Source organism: Dongia sp. agr-C8, from assembly GCF_054658695.1.
Genome location: NZ_BAAGHZ010000001.1, coordinates 816,688 through 837,664, shown reverse-complemented (window position 1 = coordinate 837,664; position 20,977 = coordinate 816,688). Strand labels below are relative to the sequence as shown.

Annotated in this window: 17 protein-coding genes; 5 read left to right on the top strand and 12 right to left on the bottom strand. The window is 66.5% G+C overall.

Translation table 11 applies throughout. From position 1 onward, the window contains the following. Positions 1-16: 16 nt before the first annotated feature. The 12 genes from ACYQ4T_RS03790 to ACYQ4T_RS03735 all read right to left on the bottom strand — a co-directional run bounded on the left by ACYQ4T_RS03790 (position 17) and on the right by ACYQ4T_RS03735 (position 13,176). The gene (locus tag ACYQ4T_RS03790; protein WP_459850946.1) at positions 17-199 is read right to left on the bottom strand and encodes a hypothetical protein; all 183 of its coding nucleotides are present in this window, start codon (positions 197-199) and stop codon (positions 17-19) included. Beyond that, positions 196-885 carry an urease accessory protein UreG gene (gene ureG, locus ACYQ4T_RS03785; RefSeq protein WP_459850945.1) on the bottom strand — a complete coding sequence of 230 codons (690 nt, stop codon included), beginning with the start codon at positions 883-885 and terminating at the stop codon, positions 196-198. Before ureG ends, ACYQ4T_RS03790 begins: the two co-directional genes overlap by 4 nt. Next, the gene (locus ACYQ4T_RS03780) at positions 882-1,592 is read right to left on the bottom strand and encodes an urease accessory protein UreF (RefSeq protein WP_459850944.1); all 711 of its coding nucleotides are present in this window, start codon (positions 1,590-1,592) and stop codon (positions 882-884) included. The genes ureG and ACYQ4T_RS03780 overlap by 4 nt, the downstream gene beginning before the upstream one ends. Beyond that, complete coding sequence (locus ACYQ4T_RS03775; protein ID WP_459850943.1) at positions 1,582-2,043, bottom strand: urease accessory protein UreE; 462 nt, start codon at positions 2,041-2,043, stop codon at positions 1,582-1,584. The genes ACYQ4T_RS03780 and ACYQ4T_RS03775 overlap by 11 nt, the downstream gene beginning before the upstream one ends. Positions 2,044-2,154: 111 nt before the next feature. Next, entirely contained in the window at positions 2,155-3,864 is a 1,710-nt protein-coding gene (gene ureC, locus ACYQ4T_RS03770) for an urease subunit alpha (protein WP_459850942.1), read from the bottom strand. Positions 3,865-3,866: 2 nt separating this feature from the next. After that, on the bottom strand, positions 3,867-4,175 hold the full coding sequence (locus ACYQ4T_RS03765; protein ID WP_459850941.1) for an urease subunit beta: 309 nt from the start codon (positions 4,173-4,175) through the stop codon (positions 3,867-3,869). A 9-nt stretch (positions 4,176-4,184) separates the two neighbouring features. Continuing rightward, positions 4,185-4,487, bottom strand: a complete 303-nt coding sequence (locus tag ACYQ4T_RS03760; protein WP_459850940.1) for an urease subunit gamma — start codon at positions 4,485-4,487, stop codon at positions 4,185-4,187. 1 nt (position 4,488) lies between these two features. Next, positions 4,489-5,313 (bottom strand): urease accessory protein UreD, encoded by an 825-nt coding sequence (locus ACYQ4T_RS03755; RefSeq protein ID WP_459850939.1) that lies wholly within the window; start codon positions 5,311-5,313, stop codon positions 4,489-4,491. A 322-nt stretch (positions 5,314-5,635) separates the two neighbouring features. Continuing rightward, positions 5,636-7,084, bottom strand: a complete 1,449-nt coding sequence (locus ACYQ4T_RS03750) for a hypothetical protein (RefSeq protein WP_459850938.1) — start codon at positions 7,082-7,084, stop codon at positions 5,636-5,638. A gap of 188 nt (positions 7,085-7,272) precedes the next feature. After that, positions 7,273-8,395 (bottom strand): peptide chain release factor 2 gene (prfB, locus tag ACYQ4T_RS03745; protein ID WP_459850937.1). Its coding sequence is split into 2 segments (ribosomal slippage): positions 7,273-8,325 and positions 8,327-8,395, totalling 1,122 coding nucleotides; the frame shifts between segments, so codons are not numbered across the junction. Between the two features lie 79 nt (positions 8,396-8,474). Then, the gene (locus ACYQ4T_RS03740) at positions 8,475-11,600 is read right to left on the bottom strand and encodes a penicillin-binding protein 1A (RefSeq protein WP_459850936.1); all 3,126 of its coding nucleotides are present in this window, start codon (positions 11,598-11,600) and stop codon (positions 8,475-8,477) included. 208 nt (positions 11,601-11,808) lie between these two features. Continuing rightward, a complete protein-coding gene (locus tag ACYQ4T_RS03735; RefSeq protein WP_459850935.1) occupies positions 11,809-13,176 on the bottom strand; it encodes an N-acetylmuramoyl-L-alanine amidase in 1,368 nt (455 codons plus the stop codon). 517 nt (positions 13,177-13,693) lie between these two features. Here ACYQ4T_RS03735 and ACYQ4T_RS03730 point away from each other — a divergent pair. The 5 genes from ACYQ4T_RS03730 (at position 13,694) to ACYQ4T_RS03710 (ending at position 20,946) form a co-directional block, all read left to right on the top strand. After that, positions 13,694-16,675 (top strand): Rne/Rng family ribonuclease, encoded by a 2,982-nt coding sequence (locus tag ACYQ4T_RS03730; RefSeq protein ID WP_459850934.1) that lies wholly within the window; start codon positions 13,694-13,696, stop codon positions 16,673-16,675. A 105-nt stretch (positions 16,676-16,780) separates the two neighbouring features. After that, positions 16,781-19,342, top strand: coding sequence for an intermembrane phospholipid transport protein YdbH family protein (locus ACYQ4T_RS03725; protein WP_459850933.1), 2,562 nt, complete (start codon positions 16,781-16,783; stop codon positions 19,340-19,342). 77 nt (positions 19,343-19,419) lie between these two features. Continuing rightward, positions 19,420-19,596: a YnbE family lipoprotein gene (locus ACYQ4T_RS03720; RefSeq protein ID WP_459850932.1), complete on the top strand. Its 177-nt coding sequence runs from the start codon at positions 19,420-19,422 to the stop codon at positions 19,594-19,596. 27 nt (positions 19,597-19,623) lie between these two features. Further along, positions 19,624-19,986 carry a YdbL family probable chaperone protein gene (locus ACYQ4T_RS03715; protein WP_459850931.1) on the top strand — a complete coding sequence of 121 codons (363 nt, stop codon included), beginning with the start codon at positions 19,624-19,626 and terminating at the stop codon, positions 19,984-19,986. A gap of 24 nt (positions 19,987-20,010) precedes the next feature. Further along, positions 20,011-20,946, top strand: coding sequence for an AAA family ATPase (locus ACYQ4T_RS03710; RefSeq protein WP_459850930.1), 936 nt, complete (start codon positions 20,011-20,013; stop codon positions 20,944-20,946). The last annotated feature ends 31 nt before the right edge of the window (positions 20,947-20,977 follow it).

The following is a 20,977-nucleotide window of genomic DNA, read 5'->3' as shown; positions in this document are numbered from 1 at the left end:
TGTCTCTCAGCCCGATTCATGCCGCCCCTCCGTTTTCTTTTTGCAGCGCAACAGTAAGAGCAACCGCCGTGCCAACCTGAAAAGCGAAGGAATCCAGCGGACTTAGTTCGATTGCCTGAAAATTCTGCACAGCAAATAGGCAGGCCAAAGGGCGGTGATGTTTTTCTAGGCGGCTCGACGACAGGCCCGTGAAGCTCACCGCGCCCCCCCCCGGCTCCACTCGGTGAGCGGCGGCAGGCTCTCGGCGAAGGCCGATTTCCGGTGCGGGAAACCGCCGGCATCGAGCAGGAAGTCGACGATGGCCTCCAGTCCCGTGCCGTCGCGCATATTGGCGAAGACCACCGGCTTCACCCCGCGCATCTTCGCGGCATCGCGCGCCATCAGGTCGAGATCGGCGCCGACATGGGGGGCGAGGTCGATCTTGTTGATGACCAGCAGGTCGGAGCGGGTGATGCCCGGTCCGCCCTTGCGCGGGATCTTGTCCCCCGCCGAGACGTCGATCACGTAGATCGTGAGATCGGCCAGCTCCGGCGAGAAGGTGGCGGAGAGATTGTCGCCGCCGGATTCGACGAAGACGTATTCGAGGCCGGGAAAGCGCCCGCTGATCTGATCGACGGCGGCGAGGTTGATCGAGGCATCCTCGCGGATCGCGGTGTGCGGGCAGCCGCCGGTCTCGACACCGAGGATGCGCTCGGCCGGCAGCACGCCGGAGCGGGTGAGGAAAGCGGCATCCTCGCTGGTATAGATGTCGTTGGTGATCGCGGCGATGTCGTAACTGCCGGCCATGCAGCGGCAGAGCCGCTCCAGCAACGCGGTCTTGCCGGAGCCGACCGGCCCGCCGACGCCGACGCGCACGGGAAGATTGCTGAGCTGGGGTGCGATCATGAGCGGAACAGCCTCGTGTATTGGGTTTCATGGCGCATGCTGAAGACGTCGACCATCAGGGCCGAGGCGCCGATGTCGTCGAACGGCGTGAGTTCCAGCGCGTCGGCCAGGGAGGGCAGCGTCTTCGAAAGATGCGCGAGACAGGCGAGCCCGTCGCTCTGCCCAATGGGCATGAGGCGCAGCGCCGCCGACACCAGGTTGGAGCAGAAGGCGTGCAGATAGGCGACGCTCGCCTGCCGGGCGTCGATGCCGGCGACCGCCGCCGCCGCGCCGAAGGCAACCGCATAGACCGGCCGCTTCCACTGGCGCAAGGGCTCGCGGGCGGCTAGTTCCGGCCAGCCGGCGATCAGCGCCTTCAGGAAGGCGGCACCCTGCGCCGAGGCTTCCAGCGCGAGCTCCGACGTGCCGCGAAAAGCGGAGGCGAAGGCGGCGATCTCGTCGCAGCGGTCGAACTCCTGCGCCAGCACCGCGCGATGAGTCTCCCGGATCAGCAGCGCGTCGTTGCGGCCGGCGCCGAAGAGAAGAATGCCCTCGATCCAGTTCCCCAGGGCGGCGCGATCCGGCAGCGCCCCCGCCTCGACCGCGTATTCCAGCCCGTGCGAATAGGAATAGCCGCCGACCGGAAAGGCCGGAGAGAGCCAGGTCTGTAACAGCAGCAGGCCGGATTCGCCCGCATCGCCGCCGGACGAATGCGCGTCAATGCGCATGGCCGTGGATCCCGAGCTGCGCATAGGCACCCCCTTCCGGCGAGAACGGCGCCTCGATTCGGCTGACCTGGGCGCCGAGCTGGCGCAGCATCGCCTCCAGCACGGAATCCGCGACAATGCGCAGCCGCAATCCATCGACGATCTCCGCGGGCACATGGCGGTTGCCGATATGCCAGGCGAGCTTTGCCAGATGCTGCGCATCCTGTGCGACGGCCTCGACCAGCGGCTCCGGCCCGGCGACCACGCGCAGGTAGCCGCCCTGGTCCAGCTGCAGCCCGTCGCCGTCGGAAAGACGCACCGCGCGCTGCAGGCTGAGCAGGAAGCCGGCGCCGGCATCGTCGGTCATCTGGATGCGACGCTTGCAGCGATCGGCATAGGAGAGCGTCACCGTGCCCGCGACTTCCGCCTCGGGCCACGCGCCGGCGCGATGCCACTGCAATGCATGGCGCATGGTTATCGGGATCCGGCTACGGCGGATCGCGGTCCGCATCCGCGGACGATCCGGCATGATGAAAGCGAGCGGCGTGACCAGCGCATGAATTCCACAGAACACCTCCGCGGCTCAGAACAGAAAGTAGCGCTGCGCCATCGGCAGCACGCCGGCCGGCTCACAGACCAGCAATTCGCCGTCGGCGCGAACTTCGTAGGTTTCGGGATCGACCTCGAGGGCAGGCGTCGCATCGTTCATCTTCATGTCGCGCTTCATAACGCTGCGCGTGCCCTTGACCGCAACCAGCTCCCGCTTCAGATCGAGTTTCTCGCCGACACCGTCCGCCAGCGCAGCGCCGCTGACGAAGGTCACGCAGCTCGCCTGCCGGGCGCGGCCGAAACCGGCGAACATCGGGCGGTAATGCACCGGCTCCGGGGTCGGGATCGAGGCATTGGGATCGCCCATCGGCGCCGCTGCGATCATGCCGCATTTCAGGATCAGGTCCGGCTTCACGCCGAAGAACATCGGCTTCCAGAGCACGAGATCGGCGAGCTTGCCGACTTCGATCGAGCCGATGCTGTCGGCCATGCCCTGGGCGAGCGCCGGGTTGATCGTGTACTTGGCGACATAGCGCTTCGCCCGGTTGTTGTCGTTCTCGGCCGGGTCGCCGGCGAGGCTGCCGCGCTGGGTCTTCATCTTATGCGCGGTCTGCCAGGTGCGGATGATGACCTCGCCGACCCGGCCCATGGCCTGGCTGTCGGAGGACATCATGCTGATCGCGCCGAGATCGTGGAGGATGTCCTCGGCGGCGATGGTTTCTCGGCGTATGCGGCTCTCGGCGAAGGCGACGTCTTCCGGGATACGCGGGTCGAGATGGTGGCAGACCATCAGCATGTCGAGATGTTCGTCGAGCGTGTTGACCGTGAAGGGCCGGGTCGGGTTGGTCGAGGACGGCAGCACGTAAGGCAGGCTGCAGACCTTGATGATGTCCGGCGCGTGGCCGCCGCCGGCCCCTTCGGTGTGATAGGCGTGGATGACGCGGCTCTTGAAGGCGGCGATCGTGTTCTCGACGAAGCCGGACTCGTTAAGCGTATCGGTGTGGATCGCGACCTGCACATCCATCTCGTCGGCGACCGAAAGGCAGCAGTCGATCGCGGCCGGCGTGGTGCCCCAGTCCTCGTGCAGCTTCAGGCCGACAACGCCCGCCTTCACCTCCTCGCGCAGCGCGGCCGGCAGCGAGGCATTGCCCTTGCCGAGCAGGCCGATGTTCACCGGCATGCCTTCGGCCGCCTGCAGCATCCGCGCGATGTGCCAGGGTCCCGGCGCGCAGGTGGTGGCGCTGGTGCCTTCGGCCGGGCCGGTGCCGCCGCCGACCAGGGTGGTGACGCCGGAATAGAGCGCCTCCCAGGCCTGCTGCGGGCAGATCATGTGAATATGCGAATCCACGCCGCCCGCGGTCATGATCCGGCCCTCGCCGGCGATCACCTCGGTGCCGGGACCGATGACGATGGCGACACCGGGCTGGGCGTCGGGATTGCCGGCCTTGCCGATCGCGGCGATGCGGCCATCCTTCAGGCCGACATCGGCCTTCACGATGCCCCACCAGTCGAGGATCACGACATTGGTGATGACGGTGTCGACCGCGCCCTCGGCGCGGCTGCGCTGCGACTGGCCCATGCCGTCGCGGATCACCTTGCCGCCGCCGAACTTCACCTCCTCGCCGTAGATCGCATGGTCCTTCTCGATCTCGATGATGAGATCGGTGTCGGCGAGGCGCAGCCGGTCGCCGACCGTCGGCCCATAGGTCAGCGCATAGGTCTGGCGATCCATCCGATAGGCCATGGTCAGTCCAACTTCCCTGAAATCTTGCCGCCGAAGCCGTGGATGATGCGGGCGCCGGCGATCTTCACCAGCGTCACGTTGCGCGACTGGCCGGGCTCGAAGCGGACCGCCGAGCCGGCCGGAATGTCGAGCCGGAAGCCACGCGCGGCGGCCCGGTCGAAGTCGAGCGCGGCGTTGGTCTCGAAGAAATGGAAATGGCTGCCGACCTGGATCGGCCGGTCGCCGGTGTTGGCGACGGTCAAGCGGATGGTGTCGCGGCCCTCGTTCAGCACCATCTCGCCCGGCAGCACCATGAGCTCGCCTGGGATCATTGCGGCACCTCAGCGGATCGGGTGATGGACGGTGACGAGCTTGACACCGTCGGGGAACGTCGCCTCGACCTGGATCTCCTTGATCATCTCCGGGATCCCTTCCATGACTTGCGCGCGCGTGAGCACGGTGCCGCCATCGCGCATCAGCTCGGCAACGCTGCGGCCGTCGCGGGCACCCTCGACCACGGTGTCGGCGATGAGCGCGATCGCTTCCGGATGGTTGAGCTTGCAGCCGCGCTCCAGTCGCCGCCGCGCCACCATCGCGGCCATGGCGATCAGCAGCTTGTCCTTCTCTCGCTCGGTCAGACGCATTTCAGTGCACCCAGAATGACGGGAGCCGCGGCGCCAGCCCCTGCGCCGCATTGCGCAAGGCCATCCAGGCCGCGGCGAAAGACGGACGCAGCTCCAGCGCATCGGCCGCGAGCCAGCGCGCGACCAGCACGCCGTTGACCACAGTCGCTGCGCAGCGCACTTCCGCCGGCGCCAGCAGCATCAGGTCGCGCAGCAAGGCGAGGCACCGATCGGCGCCGGGGCCGGCATGGACCAGCATCGCCGCGGCGCGCATGCCTTTCAGCGCCGCCGGGTGTTCGAGCGCCTCGATCAGCAGCGCATCGGCGGCGTGAAAGCGGTCGGCCCAGACCAGCACGCCGTCCTGGCTGACCGACCAGGCGTCGTGCACCAAGCCGCGGGTCATGGTCTCACCGAAGGCCGAGCGGCCGAAGACCAGGATCTCTCCAGCCAACACCGCGGCATCTTCCGCGAGATCGATGGCGGTGCGACGGCGCATGCGCGCGCCGTTGAACAGGATGGTTTCCTGGGGCAGCCATTCCAGCCAGCCGCCGGCTTCGACATCGAGCGCGATCTCGATCCGGGTCTCGCCGCCGGCCGAGCGGTAGAGCTTCTCCGCCGCCTGGGCGATCGCCATGGCCTTGGTGCCGCGGCCCATACCGATCGCGGTCGACATGGAATCGCCGCCGGTGAAGCCGCCGCAGGTCGCGGTCAGCGCCACCACCGGCAGATCCATGCGGCAGGATTCCGGAAAGAGCGCGCGCAAGGGTGCGGCCTGGTGCAGGTGCGCCAGCCGCGTCGCACCGGCAACCCCGCTGCTGTCGAAGGCCAGTTCGAGCGTTCCGTTCATTGCCCCCTGCGCCGATGGAGGAGAGCGCCGGCCGCCGCGCTGCGTCAGCGCGGCAGCCGGCCTTCTGCTTCAACGGACGGACCCTAGGCCGCCGCAGTCGCAAGTCTCTCCTGTTCAACCGCCACCGTTCACCGGCGTGCGATTGAGGGTGAAACAGCAAGAAGGGTGCCAGCGAGCCCTCGCGCGGATTGCAGCGGGAAAGCCGCAGGGTGCCTAAAGGGCGATGATGCAAAACTGAGCAGCGCAAGCGGCGGTGCTCAATTTCTAGTCGGGGCTGAAGCATCCGCCGGCATTTGAAGACGCCGCTCCTGCGATCGGCAGATCAGATCGAAGCGTCGGCGATATCCTCGTCTTCGGTCGGCAACCGGCTGCGTGCCGCCGCCGCCGCCGTGGGATGGTCGGGCTGCACACCGAGGACCCAGGCGCGAGACGCTTTGTCCGCGCCAGCAACGAGGGTCGGAGGCGGCGAAAGGATGACCGTCGCGGTGTCGCTGGCAGTGTCGACTGCTACCTGATTGGAATAGTTCTGCTCGGTTGGGCTCGCCAGCCTGATCCGGAGAAAGCTTACGCGCGATGCAACCGCCCGCTCGAACGCCCTTTGGATCTCCCGGCAACGCGCTGACCTGATAGTGATCTTGATTGTCGGATAGGCGGAAACGGCTACACCTGCGATCAGACCGAAGGGACCGGAACGGCGGAAATCGATGCCCGGCGGCGCGCTGAACCGGAAGCCTGCGATATCCTGGCCAGAATTACTGATGGCCTGGATGATCGGCTCGATCCAGAACCAGGACGAGCCCTCTACGTCGCGCTGAGACGGCACCGGCCCGCACTTCACGAAATTGACGCCGGTGAAGCACATATCCACCGCGGTCTCGTTGCCCTCGACCGCCAAATCGCTGGCGAAGAAGTTATTGCCGTCCCCAATGTCGATCGACAGGAAGTCGGTGGGGATACTGGACTCGGCGCCGCCCGAGACCGAAAGACCGAAGGCGGTGGCTGAGCGCCGCTTGACGGACATCGACAGCGTGATGCTGGGACCGGTTTGCAGCGCGTTCCGGATGGCGAGCATCGGTTTCGCAATTTGGTATCGGGGCACCACGGACCCGTCGTCGAGCATAAGCCCTCCATTGCCCGCTGAGGGCTCCCGGGCAGCCTTGATCGCGAGACGCAGATGCCTGTTGTTGACGAGGATCCTTTCATACAGGGGCAGAGCTTCATGCAGCGCATTGAGCCAGCGCAGGAAGGGCGGAATCACCCAGCTTCCGGCGGCAGGTCTCTGATCGAACAGCTCGTAGGGTGCAGGCGAGCTCTGAATATCGACTAAGCTCGTCGGCTGTTTGCTGGTCCAAGTTGTCATCATTTCGGCTATGGCATCGATAGACCAGCCCGCCCCGAATGTATGGATCCAGGCATTCAGCAGCTCAGCCGCCTGTTGCGACGCGCCAGCCATTACCTGGTTCAATCTCGCCTGGTCCCATACCGGCAACTCCCAGGCGACATTGCCGAGAGCGCGGATATAGAGATCGGTAAACGAGCCATCCTGCTGGAGCGGGCTCGCGCGGGCCTTCAGATTGGCGGCGATCCACTCGTAGGTGAGGCGATTGAAGCGCTTCTCATCGACCGGATCCTGCCAGTTGTAGGGAAAGGTGCCGCGATCGGTTACCGCGAAGGTCTCCAGCGGCGTTGCATCGAGTGCTGGCGCAAGCACCTTGCTTGCCTGATCCTTGAGCGCGGCGAGGATTGCAGCTGCATTGAGGAAGGAGCCCATATCGGATTCCCCTGCACGGATGCGACGACCGGGTCACCGAGCCGTCAGTTCCGACCTCAGTTTGAACTAGAAAGGTCCAGCAACCCTTAAGCGAAGGATCATCCACCAGCCCGTAAAGGGCAAGTCGCCCTAGTGCCGCAGGCAGGCGCGAGAGGTTCAGATGCAGAATCGGGCGCGGCGGCGTCCGGCTATGCCTTCTCCGCCCCCGGCCCGCCCTGGATCTTCGCCGCCAGCGCCGCGGACAAAAACCGATCGATATCGCCGTCGAGCACGCCCTGGGTGTCGCTGGTTTCGACCTCGGTGCGGAGGTCCTTCACCATCTGGTAGGGCTGCAGCACGTAGGAGCGGAGCTGGTGGCCCCAGCCGATGTCGGTCTTCTGCGCCTCGATCGCGGCGCTCGCCTCCTCGCGCTTGCGGAGCTCGGCCTCGTACATGCGGGCTTTGAGCATGTCCATGGCCATGGCGCGGTTGCGGTGCTGCGAGCGGTCGGCCTGGCAGGAGACGACGATGCCGGTCGGGATATGGGTGATGCGGATCGCGGAATCGGTCTTGTTGATGTGCTGGCCGCCGGCGCCAGAGGCGCGGAAGGTGTCGACCTTCAGGTCCTTGTCCAACACCTCGATCTGGATGTCGTCGTCGATCACCGGATAGACCCAGACCGACGAGAAGGAGGTGTGGCGCCGCGCGTTGGAATCGAAAGGCGAGATGCGGACCAGGCGGTGGATGCCGGATTCCGATTTCAGCCAGCCATAGGCGTTCGGCCCCTTGATCTCGATGGTGGCTGATTTCAGCCCGGCCTCTTCGCCGGCGCTCTCTTCCAGCCACTCGACCTTGTAGCCGTGCTGCTCGGCCCAGCGCACATACATGCGCAGCAGCATCTGCGCCCAGTCCTGCGCCTCGGTGCCGCCGGCGCCGGCATGGACCTCGAGATAGCAGTCGTTCATGTCGGCTTCGCCGGAGAGCAGCGATTCCAGCTCGCGTTTGGCGGCGTGCTCCTTCAAGGCGGCGAGATTGCGCTGCGCTTCGTCCACCGAAGCGCTGTCGCCTTCAGCCTCGCCCAGCTCGGCCAGGGTCAGGGCATCGTCGAGCTCGCGCTCCATCGCGCGGAAGGCGCCGATCGCATCGGAGAGATGCGTGCGCTCGCGCATGATCTTCTGCGCCTTTTCAGGCTTGTCCCAGAGCGTCGGATCTTCGGCGAGCGCGTTCAGTTCGTCGAGGCGTCGGAGCGCGTTGTCCCAGTCAAAGATGCCTCCTCAGCAGCGCCAGCGAGGATCTGATCTCCGTCGCCGCCTGCTCGATCTCAGCGCGCATGGCCTAATTCCATTCCTTCAAGAAAAGCGGCCGGAACATGGGGGAATCCGGCCGCCGCGTCAACTTCCCACGGTTTCCGCTAGTAAAGACCGCCCGAGGAATCGGCCGGCGCCGGCGCCTGGGCCGGCGGGGCCGCCGGGGGCGTGCCGCCGAGCGCCGGATCGAGCGGACGGGTCAGGTCCTCGTTCGACAGCGGCATGGTCGGGGCCGGCGGCGGGCTGTCGAGCTGGTCCACCGTGTTCGGCAGCGGTGGCGGCGGTGCGGTGCCGAGTTCACCCAGCTGGTTCGGCGCGATGTTGCCGTCGACCGGTGCCGGTGGCGTGGTGCCGGTCGCGTCCGCCGCGGGCTGGGTGACGCCGACGCCCGGCGGGGCGACATTGGTCGGGTGATAGTCCGCCGGATTCGAACCCTCGCCCGGGCCGTAGAGCGGCTGGGTGTAGGTCACTTGCGGCGCCTGCGTCGGCATGTCGAGGATGCTGGTGGCGGTGTCCTGCGGCATCGAATCCGTCGCCTGCTGCGGCATCTGGCTTTCCAACGGGATGACCGTGCCGTAGCCCGCGTCCTGGCTGTAGCTGCTGTCGCCTTCGACGATCTGCATCGGCGCGCCGTTGGGCTCGGTGCCCGGGCGGAAGGCTTCCCAGATGACCCGGCCCTCGTCGCCCGGCTGCACCCGCTGGCCGGTCTTGTAGTTGACGCGGACCAGGCGGATCCCGGGCGGGACGCGGAATGGAGTGGCAGGCTTGTCTTTGAGCGCCGCCATCATGAAGTCGCGGAACACCGGCGCCGAGAGCGTGCCGCCGGTTGCCTTCTCGCCGAGGGTGCGCGGCTGGTCGAAGCCGACATAAACGCCGGCGGCGAGATCGGGCGAGAAGCCGACGAACCAGACGTCGCGGCCGTCATTGGTGGTGCCGGTCTTGCCGGCGAGCGGCTTGCCGACCTTGCTGACGGCGGAACCCGTGCCGCGGCGCACCACACCTTCCATCAGCGAGACCATCTGATAGGCGACCATCGGGTCCAGCACCTGCGGGCGGTCGTCCGGCAGATCCGGCGGCGGCTGGCCGTCATAGGGTATACCCGCGCAACCATCGCATTTGCGCTGGTCGTGGCGATAGAGGGTCCAGCCCTGCCCGTCCTGCACGCGGTCGATGAAGGTCGGCTCGATCTTCTTGCCGCCGTTCACGATCATCGAATAGGCCGAGACCATCCGCAGCACGGTGGTCTCGCCGGCGCCGATCGACATCGCCAGCGTCTGCTGCATGTTGTCCATCACGCCGAGCCGCCCCGCCATCTCGGCGACCTTGGCCATGCCGATGGTCTGCGCGACGCGGATAGTCATCAGGTTGCGCGAGTTCTCGAGGCCGACGCGCAAGGTCGCCGGGCCGAAGTACTCCTGCTTGAAGTTCTCCGGCTGCCACATCGGCAGGCCGGGGCCTTGGCTGATCATCATCGGCGCGTCGAGGATGACGGTCGAGGGCGTGAAGCCGGATTCGAGCGCCGCGAGATAGACGATCGGCTTGAAGGAGGAGCCGGGCTGGCGCATCGCCTGGGTCGCGCGGTTGAACTCGCTCTGCTGGTAGTTCCAGCCGCCGCTCATGGCGAGCACGCGGCCGGTATGCGGGTCCATCGCCACGAAGGCGCCGGAAACTTCCGGCACCTGGCGCAGGCCATAGGTCCCGGTGGGATAGGGCTTGTCGTCCTTGTCCTTCTCGACCGGCTCGACGGCGACGACGTCGCCGACCTTGAGCACGTCCTCGGCCGACTTGATCTGCGGGCCGCGGCTGAAGTCGGGCATCTGCTTCCTGGCCCAGACCAGCTCCGCCAGGGGAATGCTGCCTTCGGTCCCGTCTTTGAGCCCGATCTTGGCCGCCTGCTTGTCGACGCCCAGCACGATCGCCTGCTGCCACTGATAGAGCCAGGGCATCGGCTCGAGCTTGGCGAGTTCGTCCTTCCACGTGTCGGTGACCTCGAGGTGCTTCAGCGGGCCGCGATAGCCGCGGGTGCGGTCATAGGAGGTAAGCGCTTTCCGGAGCGCGTTGTCGGCATCGATCTGCAAGTCCGGATTGACCGTGGCGCGGACCGTCAGGCCCTTCTTGTAGAGCGCATCCTGGCCGAAGCGCTGCGCCAGCTCGCGACGCACTTCCTCGGCGAAGTAGTCGGCGGTGACGCGCTCGGTCTGGGCGCGCTCGCGCTGCTCCAGCGGCTCGGCCTTGGCGGCGGTCGCCTCCTCCGCGGTGATCGCGCCGTTCTCCTGCATCCGGTCGATCACCCAGTTGCGACGCTCGAGTGCCGCTTCGTGATTGCGCTTCATGTTGTAGTTGTTCGGCGCCTTGGGCAGTGAGGCGAGATAGGCCGCCTCACCGATGGTCAGCTCGTTCAGCGACTTGTTGAAGTAGTTGATCGAGGCGGCGGCGACGCCGTAATTGCCGGAGCCGAGATAGATCTGGTTGAGATAGAGCTCGAGGATGCGGTCCTTGGAGAAGGCCTTCTCGATGCGCAGTGCCAGAATCGCTTCCTTGATCTTGCGGCCGTAGGAGACCTCGTTGGAGAGCAGGAAATTCTTGGTCACCTGCTGGGTGATGGTCGAGGCGCCGATCGGACGGCGGTCGCGCCCGTAGTTCAATATGTTGATCCAGGCGGCCTTCACCAGGCTCGGCACGTCGATGCCGGGATGGGTGTAGAAGGTCTTGTCCTCGGCCGAAAGGAAGGCGTTGATCACGCGTTTCGGAATCGCGGTGATCGGCACGAAGACCCGGTTCTCCACCGCATATTCAGCCAGCAGGCGACCGTCGCCGGCATAGACGCGGCTGACCACCGGCGGGTCGTAGCTGGCGAGCTGGTAGTAATCCGGCAGGCCCTCGGAATAATGCATCCACGCAACCCAGCCGCCGATCGCGGCGACCGTGCCGCCGACGAAGATGATGCTGAGCAGGAAGGAGATCACCCAGGGCAGGCGGAAGCCGCCGCCGCGCCTCTTCTTCGGATCGCGCCCACGCTTCTTCTTCGGCTCGGGCTGTTCCGGCGGCAGCGGCGGGGGCGGCAGTGCGTCGCCCACGTCGTCGTCCAGCCCGCCGCGGCGCTTCTTCCTGTCGCGGCCGCGCTTCTTCTTCGGCTCGAACTGTTCCAGCGGCAGCGGCCGGAGCGGTAGTGCGTCGCCCGCGTCGTCGTCCAGACGCACGGCGCGCAGGGGCGGAAATTCGTTGCTCATGGTGCTTTGTCTAGCCTGCCCGGTCCCGGAAAACCAGGGTCCAGCGTTTCAGTCCTGTTCGGTCACGAATAAGTGCGGAACCTACTGCCGGATCAAGGCAAATTTGCGACTTTGGTTGCTGATTCCGGGGCTGCTATGTCGCCGATCACGCCAGGGCAGGGCCCTGCTTCCGGTCCCTTGCCGGGCCGGAAGCCGATCGCGACGAGGATCAGGGCAGCTTGGCGACCTCGGTCGCGGAAACGTCGGAATCCGTTACCTCGGTGTGGCGGATCATGTCCCGCCAGTCGAAGTAGTTCTCGATCGAGCGGGTGATCGAGCCGGCCAGCTTCTTCTGATGCCGGGAATTCGTCAGCAGCTGCTCATCCTGAGAGCTGGAGACATAGCCCATCTCCAGCAGGACCGACGGGACATCCGGGGCTTTCAGCACCGCAAATCCGGCGAAGCGGTGGCTGTTGTTCAGCATCAGGGTGTCGTTCCTGAGGTCGTTCACCAGGATCGAGGCGAAGCGGGACGACATGTTGGTGGTCTCGCGCTGGGCGAGGTCGATCAGGATGCCGGTGACGGTCTGGTTCTCCTTGGAGAGATCGACGCCGGCGATCACGTCGGACTTGTTCTCCTTGGCCGCCAGGGCCTCGGCCTCGGCGTCGGAGGCCTTGTCCGAGAGGGTGTAAACCGAGGCGCCGCGCGCCTGGGCGCTCGGGTTGGAATCCGCGTGCAGCGAGATGAAAAGGTCGGCGTTCTTGTCGCGGGCGATCTTGAAGCGGTCACGCAAGGGGATGAAGACGTCCTTGTCCCGGGTCAGCACCACGCGGAAGCGGCCGGTCGCCAGCAGCTGCTGGCGGAGCTGCTTGGCCACGGCCAGGGTGATGTTCTTCTCCATCGCGTTGGAGCCGAGCGCGCCGGGATCGATGCCGCCATGGCCGGGATCGATCACGATCAGCGGCTTGGCCGGCGGCGGCGCGGCAGCGACGGCTTCCGCCTTGGGCGCCACCTGAAGTGTCACGGTCCCGCCCTTATCCACCTTCTTGGATCCGGGGATCGCGGCGTCCGCCAGCTTCGGCGCCCCGGCAACCTTGGGCGCGACTTCGGCGGGCGTCGCCGGGCCGCCCGGCGCAGAGGCGCCCGCCGAGGCGAAGAGAATGGTCTGGGCCGCCGCCTTGAAGGCCGCCGAATCGGTCGGACGCAGGTCGAGCGCGAGGCGCAGCGGCAGCTTGCCGTCGGCCGGCAGGATCCGGGCATCGGTCACCGCGGCCGGGCCCGTCAGGTCGAGCACGATCCGCGAAGTGCCCGCCTTGAACAGGCCGTAGCGCAAAGCAGCCACCAGCCCGCGGCCCTGCAGCTTCTTGCCCTCCTTCACCTTCCAGGCCACTTCGGACAGGTCGATGACGACGCGGTTGGGATCGGCCAGGGTGAATATCCGGTATTCCGCGGCGCCGCTCAGCGCGAGCTCGACGCGAGTCAGGTTGGGCTCGACGCCGAGCTTGGCGCCGGTGACCGCGGGTTTCGCCCAGGCCGGAATCGAACAGGCGGCCGGGATCGCAAGAGCGATCGCGACAAGGAAAACGATCCTCGCCATCCCAGCAAAAACCCGCCTCAGATCGCGCATTTAGTCCGAACTCCCGAGAAAGGAGTCAAAGTATAGCCCCGTAACTACCTGTGAATCAACACAATTCATTGATTCGACCAAGCCCATGCGCCGGGCCCGGACCAGCCGGGCGGATTGGCATTGTCTTGGTTGGCCTTGGTCACTATTCTGCCTGCGACTTGACGAAGGATTAACGACGCTCCGCTGGCCCGGAAGGGCCGAAGAAAAAGGGGGGGCGCCCCGATCGCAGTCAGGTCTTGGCCGGTCCGGCCATCAGGGCATCTGCTCAAGCGGCGCGTAATGGCCCGAGCGGTCCCGATCCGAACCGGTTGCTTTGGCGTCGCAGATGCGACCCGCGGCGGGACTTGTGCCCGCCGGGAATACGCAGAGCGACGCTGTTCGTCACAGGTAAACATGACCAACACCTGGAATTCACCAACCCAATTCGCGCAGACGCCGGCTCCCACCGCCTTTGGCGGAGCCTGGCGCGCGCCGGAGTATTTCCCGCATGGCCAAAACAATGTTGATCGACGCCACCCACCCGGAAGAGACGCGGGTCGCGGTGGTGGATGGAAAGAAGCTTGAGGAATTTGACGTTGAAATAGCGGGCCGCCGCCCGCTCAAAGGCAACATCTACCTCGCCAAGGTCACCCGCGTAGAACCCTCGCTGCAGGCCTGTTTCGTCGAGTATGGCGGCAACCGCCACGGCTTCCTCGCCTTCAGCGAAATCCATCCCGATTATTACCGCATCCCGGTCGCCGATCGCGAAGCGCTGATCCGCGAGACCCAGGCGGCGCTTGAAGGCGAGCCGGAGGAAAAGCCGCGCCGCGGCCGGCGCAACCGCGGCGGACGGCGCTCGGAAGCCGCCGCCGGCGGCGCAGCCGACGAGACGGCGGAACTGCATCACGATCACGCCGCTGAAGATCATGGCGGCGAAGACCATCATGACGATCACGCCGCCGCGGATCTCGCCGAGGGCGAACACGATCACGACCATGGCGAGAGCGATTCCTTCTTCGAGGCGCCGAGCCAGCCGATGTCGGACGCGGCGGACGGCGACGATCATCTCGAGGGCGCCGAAGAGGACCACGACCACGCCGAGGAGCCGCTATCCGGCGAAGTCGCGATGCCGCTGCTCGCGCATCAGGAGATCCTGCGCCAGGACCTGAGCGAAACGCCGGCAGCGGAAGCGCCGGTCGAGGATCCGAGCGCCCAGGCGTCGGCTTCCGGTTTCCACCACGAGGACGCCGCGCCATCGGCCGGCGATCCCGATCTGCCGCCGCCGTCTCAGGGCGAGCTGGTCGAAGTCCCGGTCTCCGAGGAAGTGTTCGACACCGTCGGCGGCGCCGAGCCGGCGCGCGACGACGATCCGGAAGTCGATGAAGAGAACGCAAGGCGTCGCCGCCAGCGCGCGCTGCGCCGCTACAAGATCCAGGAAGTCATCAAGCGCCGGCAGATCCTGCTGGTCCAGGTGACCAAGGAAGAGCGCGGCAACAAGGGTGCGGCGCTCACCACTTATCTGTCGCTCGCCGGCCGCTACTCGGTGCTGATGCCGAACACCGATCGCGGCGGCGGCATCTCGCGACGGATTACCAGCCTGAACGACCGCAAGCGCCTGAAGTCGATCGTCGAGGATCTCGACGTGCCGGAGGGCATGGCGGTCATCGTGCGCACCGCCGGCAGCGAGCGCAGCCGGGCCGAGGTCAAGCGCGACTTCGAATACCTGATGCGGCTCTGGGACGAGATCCGCGAGACCACGCTGAAATCCTCGGCGCCGGCACTGATCTACGAGGAAGCCAGCCTGATCAAGCGTTCGATCCGCGACGTCTATACCCGCGAGATGGGCGACATCGTGGTGGCCGGCGTGGAGGGTTACACCCAGGCCAAGTCCTTCATGCGGATGCTGACGCCGAGCCATGCCAAGCGCGTCCAGCTCTACCGCGACCCGTCGATCCCGCTGTTCCAGCGCTACCAGGTGGAATCGCAGCTGGCGGCCATTCACAACCCGACGGTCCATCTCAGATCGGGCGGCTACATCGTCATCAATCAGACCGAGGCGCTGGTTGCGATCGACGTCAACTCGGGCCGCGCCACGAAAGAGCGCAACATCGAGGAGACCGCGACCAAGACCAACTCGGAAGCGGCCGAGGAAATCGCGCGCCAGCTGCGGCTGCGCGACCTCGCCGGCCTCATCGTCATCGATTTCATCGACATGGAGGAAGGCCGCAACAACAACGCGGTCGAGCGTCGCCTGAAGGATGCGCTCAGGAACGACCGCGCGCGGATCCAGATCGGCCGCATCAGCTCCTTCGGCCTCTTGGAGATGTCGCGGCAGCGCCTGCACCCTTCGCTGCAGGAAGCTTCGACCGACATCTGCCCGCATTGCCGCGGGTCGGGCCGCATCCGTTCGGTGGATTCGACCGCGCTGCACGTGCTGCGCCTGGTCGAGGAAGAGATCACCAAGGCGTTCAGCCCGGGCGTCAGCGTCTACGCGCCGACCGCGGTGGCCCTCTATATCCTCAACCAGAAGCGCATGGCGCTGTCGCAGCTCGAGATGCGGCGCGGCGTGCGCGTCTACGTCAACGGCGATGACAGCCTGACTCCGCCGGACTTCCGCCTGGAGCGGATCAAGCAGCTGGCGCCGGGCGAGGAACTGCCGCCCGCCCCGGCCCCGATCCCGCTGCCGACCGATGCCGAGATCGACCTCGAGGACGACGTCGTCGAGGAGGCCGAGGACGAAGCCGAGATCGAGGGCGCGGCGGAAGCCGAAGGCGAGGCCGAGACGGCCGAGTCCGGTGCCGCCGCTTCGGGCGACGACGAACAAGGTGGCCGTGGCCGCCGCCGGCGCCGCCGGCGTCGGGGCCGCGGCAACCGCTTCAGCGCCGACGAGTTCACCGAATCCGCGGAGCGCAGCGGCGGCGAGACGCCAGCACCGGCCGAGGGAGTCATCCAGGGCGAAGCCGCCGCAGGTGAAGCGCCGATCGCGGCGGAAGCCGGCGAAGCCGAAGCCGCCGACGACGGTGAAGAAGCCGAGGGCGGCGAGGAATCCGGCGACGGCGAAGGCCGCCGGCGGCGGCGGCGCGGTCGTCGCGGCGGCCGCCGTCGCTCCCGGCGCGGCCAGGATGAAGCCCGGGGCGCGACCCAGGGCGAAGGACAAGATGAAACTCCGGCGGACCAGCCGGAAAACCAGGGCGAGCAGCCCTCCGTGCCGGAGGATTCCGACGCGCTGCCGCCGCAATGGCGCCAGCCTTCAGTGCCCGCCAACGAGCCGGTCGCGCCGGCTTATGCGCCGGAGCCGGCAGCCCTGCCGGCCGCCGCGCAGAGATCCGAGCAGAGATCCGAATCCGCCGATGAGACCGAAACCGCATCTTCCCGGCTGACCGTGATCGAGATCGGGGAATCCTCCGATCCGAGCGTGCGCACCGTCGCGCCAGAGGAGAGTGGCGATCCGTCGCGCCGGCGCGGATGGTGGCGCCGGCTGATCGAGTAGCAGGCCAATCGCGCGGCGGCGCCGTTCGTCGCGCGGGCCCTGGCTGGATCGAATTGGGGCCGGGACCGGTCGGATGGGTGCCGATCGGTGGGATGAGGGCAAGCGATGGCTGAGCCGGGACCGGAACAGAGGAAGCGGCGCCGGCGATGGCCGGCTTTCGTCGTCCTGCTCCTGGTCCTGCTGACCGCGATCGGCTTCTTCTCGCGCACGCATCTCGCGGCCTGGGCGGCGGCCAAGGCCCTGGAGATGAAATACGGCATCTCCAGCGCGCTCGATATCAATCGCCTGGACAGCGACCAGGCCCAGATCGGCTCGCTCTCCCTGGGCGGCAGCGGCGAAGTCAAGGCGACCGATATCAGCCTGCATTACGCACCGCTGGCGATGCAGCTGCAGCGGGTCGAGGTCGGCCGGATCGAGATCAACGCCCGCTACGACGGCCACGCGCTGACGCTCGGCGAGCTCGATCCCCTGTTGCGGGAATTGACGGCGCCGCGGGAAGACGGCGCGGCGCCGACGCCTTTACCTTCGATCATCCTCCACAAGATCGTGCTGAACCTGGAGACGCCGATGGGCAGTCTCGCCGGCGACGGCATGGCGACCATCGACCAGGGCGTCATCTACAGCCAGTTCGCGCTGACCGAAGCCTACAAGCGCTCCGCGGTGCGGGTCGATTTGAACGCGGCGTTGAGCGACCAGGCGCCGCAGCCCAAGGGCAAGGTGACGGTCGATCTGACCGCGGATTCCGCACTTTGGGCCATGCTGGGCCTGCCGCAGCCGACGGCCGGAACTTTGCAGTTCAACGCGCAGCTGAAGGCGCCGCCCGGCGATCCCAATTCCAGCGGCATCCGCATCGCGACCGGCGCCCTGTTTCTTGCCGCCGACTGGAACTTCAACGGCAGCGGCCTGTCCTTCCCGGCCCAGCCGGCGCCGATGGATATCGACGGCAACGGCCGCGCGGTGCTGTTGGAGCGGCGGCTCGAAGTTCCCAGCTTCACCGTGAAGGCGAGCGGCGGCTGGTCGCCGGACCTCGCCTTGCAACTGCAGGGCTCGAGCCTCGCCAACCTCGATCCGGAACACGGCTCGGTCCAGACCACGCTCGACGTGAAGGCGCAGACCAAGTCGGCCAACGTCAATGCGGTGCAGTTGAAGTCGCCGGCGCTCGATGTCGGGCTGCAGATTCTATACTCGGATGAGGCGCTGCAGGTCCGGCCGAGCCGCGACGGCACGATCAAGTTCGCCCAGGCGGCGCTCGGTCCCGCGGTCAAGCTGACCAAGCCGACCACGCTGACGATCAAGAAGACCGACCAGACCGTCTTCACCCTGCCCTTCCACCCGACCGAAACGGCGCCGATCGCGGCCTCGGCGGCGATCGGCCTGACCACGCTCGAGGTGACGACCCCGGCGCTGGCGGCGCCGCTGCAAGTCGCCATGCCCAACGGCACGCTCGGATTTGCGGTGGGGCCCGACGGGCTGCCCAGGTTCAATCTCGACCTCAAGAACGGCACCGTCACCGCCAGCCAGCCGCCGCTCGTCGCCAAGAATGTCGGCGCCTCGTTGAAGGGCCAGGACGGCAAGATCGACATCACCCTCAGCGCCGGAAGCTGGACCGGGCCGTCCGGCATCGGCCCCGGCAATCTAGACGGCAAGGCCACGCTGGACGGCAACAAGCTCACCGCCTCCGCCAAGCTCGGCCTTCCGGCCGCCAAGGCGACCATGACCGCCAAGGGCAGTTACGATCTCGGTTCCGGCAAGGGCAAGTTCGACATCGACCTGCCCGACGTCACCTTCGCGCCGGGTGGCTTGCAGCCCAAGGCGCTGATGGCCGACCTCGCGCACACGACAGAGGAGGTGAGCGGAACGATTGCCGCGAAAGGCCCGATCCTGATCGAGAAGAACGGCATCACCTCGCAGATCGCGCTCACTCTGAAGAACCTCTCCGGCAAGCTCGGGCCGATCGCCTTGCGCAACCTCAATTCGGTGATCGAGATCGACAAGCCCTGGCCGCTCACCACGGCCCCCGACCAGGTCGTCTCGATCGAGCTCGCCGATGTCGGCTTGCCGCTGACCAATGGGCTGGTGCGCTTCAAGATCGACGACGGCCAGACGCTGAGCCTCAAGCAAAGCCAGCTCGAAATGATGAGCGGCAAGGTGACGCTGGACCCGGTCGCGCTGAAGCTCGGCGCCCCGGCGCAGCAGATCCTGCTCAACGTGGACAAGATCGCGCTGGGGCGCCTGTTCGAGCTCTTCGCTATCGCCGGCTTGACCGGTGACGGCATCCTCTCGGGCAAGATCCCGGTCACCCTGTTCCCGGCCGGGCTCGCCATCGATCATGCAAAGTTGACCGCAGGGGGGCCGGGCACCCTCCGGTACAACCAGGACCAGGGGCCTGCCGCGCTGGCCAATGCCGGGGAGAGCGTCAAGATGGCCCTCTCCGCCCTGTCCGATTTCCATTACGACAAGCTGGAGATCGACTTGGACCGCAAAGCGACTGGTGATACCGAACTGGGCTTGCACATCGCCGGGCGCAATCCCAGCTTTTACAATGGTTACCCGGTGGAGTTTAATCTCACGGTCGCCGGGCGACTGGACGAGGCTCTGCGCAAGGGCTTGGCCGGCTACCAAGTGCCGGATATGATCCGCGAGAGGCTGAAGTCGTTCAACCAATAAAGGGCCTTCGGGTGTCAACCTCTCCCAACCGGGCGCACAGCGCCCCTCGGATCCATTCGGGCGCCACTGCGGCCGCAGTGCTGGCATTGTTTGCCGTCGGCGCTCTTGTCGCCGGCTGCAATCCGACAGTGAAGGTCGAGGCGCCCGATAAACCGATCGTGATCAACCTCAACGTCAAGATCGAGCAGGAAGTCCGGATCAAGGTCGACAAGGATGTCGAGAACCTCGTGAACGACAACCCGAACCTGTTCTGACCATCAGGCGACACAAGAAGACCCGCAATGATGAACAACCCGCATTTCTCGATCGCCCGGCTTCGCACTGCTCTTGCGGCGCTGCTCCTCTGTCTCATGCTGCCGGCAGCCGCGTTTGCCGATGCGCTGGACGACGCGCGCGCGTCCGGGCTCCTGGGTGAGCGGCCGGACGGCTATGTCGACATCGTGACAGCGAACCCGACGCCGGACATCGTCCAGCTCAAGGACAGCATCAACGCCCAGCGGCGGAAGATCTACCAGCAGCTTGCCGGAGAGAAGGGCGTGCCGGTCGAGGAAATCGGGGCGCTTGCCGCCGAGAAGACCATCGCCCAGAAGCTGAAGCCCGGCATGTACTACATGAACAGCTCCGGCCAGTGGGTGCAGAAGTAGCCGATCGCATTCAAGGCAATTGAGATGGCCGCCCTGCCCGGCTCCATCGACGAGGCCCAGGACCTGCTGAAGGCCGGGCACTACGTCGCCGACCGCAGTCTTGCGACCGCGGTGTTCCTGTCGCTGAAGCTCGGCCGTCCGCTGTTCCTCGAAGGCGAGGCCGGCGTCGGCAAGACCGAGATCGCCAAGGTCCTCGCCGAGACGCTGGGCCGCAATCTGGTGCGGCTGCAATGCTACGAGGGGCTCGATATCGCCTCGGCGGTCTATGAGTGGAACTATGCGCGGCAGATGATCGAGATCCGCCTCGCCGAGGCGGCGCATGAAGGCGACAAGCAGAAGATCGCGCAGGACATCTTCTCCGAGCGATTCCTGATCAAGCGGCCGCTGTTGCAGGCCCTGGAGCCGGATCCCAAGGGCGCGCCGGTGCTGCTGATCGACGAGCTCGATCGCACCGACGAGCCGTTCGAAGCCTTCCTGCTGGAGCTGCTTTCCGACTTCCAGGTGACGATCCCGGAGATCGGCGCGGTCAAGGCTGCCGCCAAGCCGATCGTGGTCATCACCTCGAACCGCACCCGCGAGATCCACGACGCCTTGAAGCGGCGCTGCTTCTACTACTGGGTCGACTATCCGGATTCCGAGCGCGAGCTCGCGATCCTCAGGACCAAGGTGCCGGCCGCCGGCCTCGATCTCTCGCAGGAGGTCGTCGCCTTCGTGCAGAAGCTCAGGAAGCGCGATCTCTTCAAGCTGCCGGGCGTCGCCGAGACCATCGACTGGACCGACGCCCTGGTGCAATTGGACCAGGTAGCGCTGACCAGCGCCGCGATCGACAGCAGCCTCGGCGCCTTGCTGAAGTACCAGGACGACATCGCGCGGATCCGCGGCAGCGAGGCCGCTTCGATCCTGGAACAGGTGCGCGCCGATCTCGCCGCCGAGAAGGCCGCCAAGCTGCTGCAGCACTGAAGTGTCAATGGGTGCGTGATGGGGGGTGCGT

Coding starts and splice junctions, on each gene's coding strand:
- ACYQ4T_RS03750 (WP_459850938.1), bottom strand. CDS start 7,084: ATGGGCTCCTTCCTCAATGCAGCTGCAATCCTCGCCGCGCTCAAGGAT.
- ureG (WP_459850945.1), bottom strand. CDS start 885: ATGATCGCACCCCAGCTCAGCAATCTTCCCGTGCGCGTCGGCGTCGGC.
- ACYQ4T_RS03775 (WP_459850943.1), bottom strand. CDS start 2,043: ATGCGCCATGCATTGCAGTGGCATCGCGCCGGCGCGTGGCCCGAGGCG.
- ACYQ4T_RS03730 (WP_459850934.1), top strand. CDS start 13,694: ATGGCCAAAACAATGTTGATCGACGCCACCCACCCGGAAGAGACGCGG.
- ACYQ4T_RS03715 (WP_459850931.1), top strand. CDS start 19,624: ATGATGAACAACCCGCATTTCTCGATCGCCCGGCTTCGCACTGCTCTT.
- ACYQ4T_RS03710 (WP_459850930.1), top strand. CDS start 20,011: ATGGCCGCCCTGCCCGGCTCCATCGACGAGGCCCAGGACCTGCTGAAG.
- ACYQ4T_RS03735 (WP_459850935.1), bottom strand. CDS start 13,176: ATGGCGAGGATCGTTTTCCTTGTCGCGATCGCTCTTGCGATCCCGGCC.
- ACYQ4T_RS03760 (WP_459850940.1), bottom strand. CDS start 4,487: ATGCGTCTGACCGAGCGAGAGAAGGACAAGCTGCTGATCGCCATGGCC.
- ureC (WP_459850942.1), bottom strand. CDS start 3,864: ATGGCCTATCGGATGGATCGCCAGACCTATGCGCTGACCTATGGGCCG.
- ACYQ4T_RS03725 (WP_459850933.1), top strand. CDS start 16,781: ATGGCTGAGCCGGGACCGGAACAGAGGAAGCGGCGCCGGCGATGGCCG.
- ACYQ4T_RS03740 (WP_459850936.1), bottom strand. CDS start 11,600: ATGAGCAACGAATTTCCGCCCCTGCGCGCCGTGCGTCTGGACGACGAC.
- ACYQ4T_RS03765 (WP_459850941.1), bottom strand. CDS start 4,175: ATGATCCCAGGCGAGCTCATGGTGCTGCCGGGCGAGATGGTGCTGAAC.
- ACYQ4T_RS03780 (WP_459850944.1), bottom strand. CDS start 1,592: ATGCGCATTGACGCGCATTCGTCCGGCGGCGATGCGGGCGAATCCGGC.
- ACYQ4T_RS03755 (WP_459850939.1), bottom strand. CDS start 5,313: ATGAACGGAACGCTCGAACTGGCCTTCGACAGCAGCGGGGTTGCCGGT.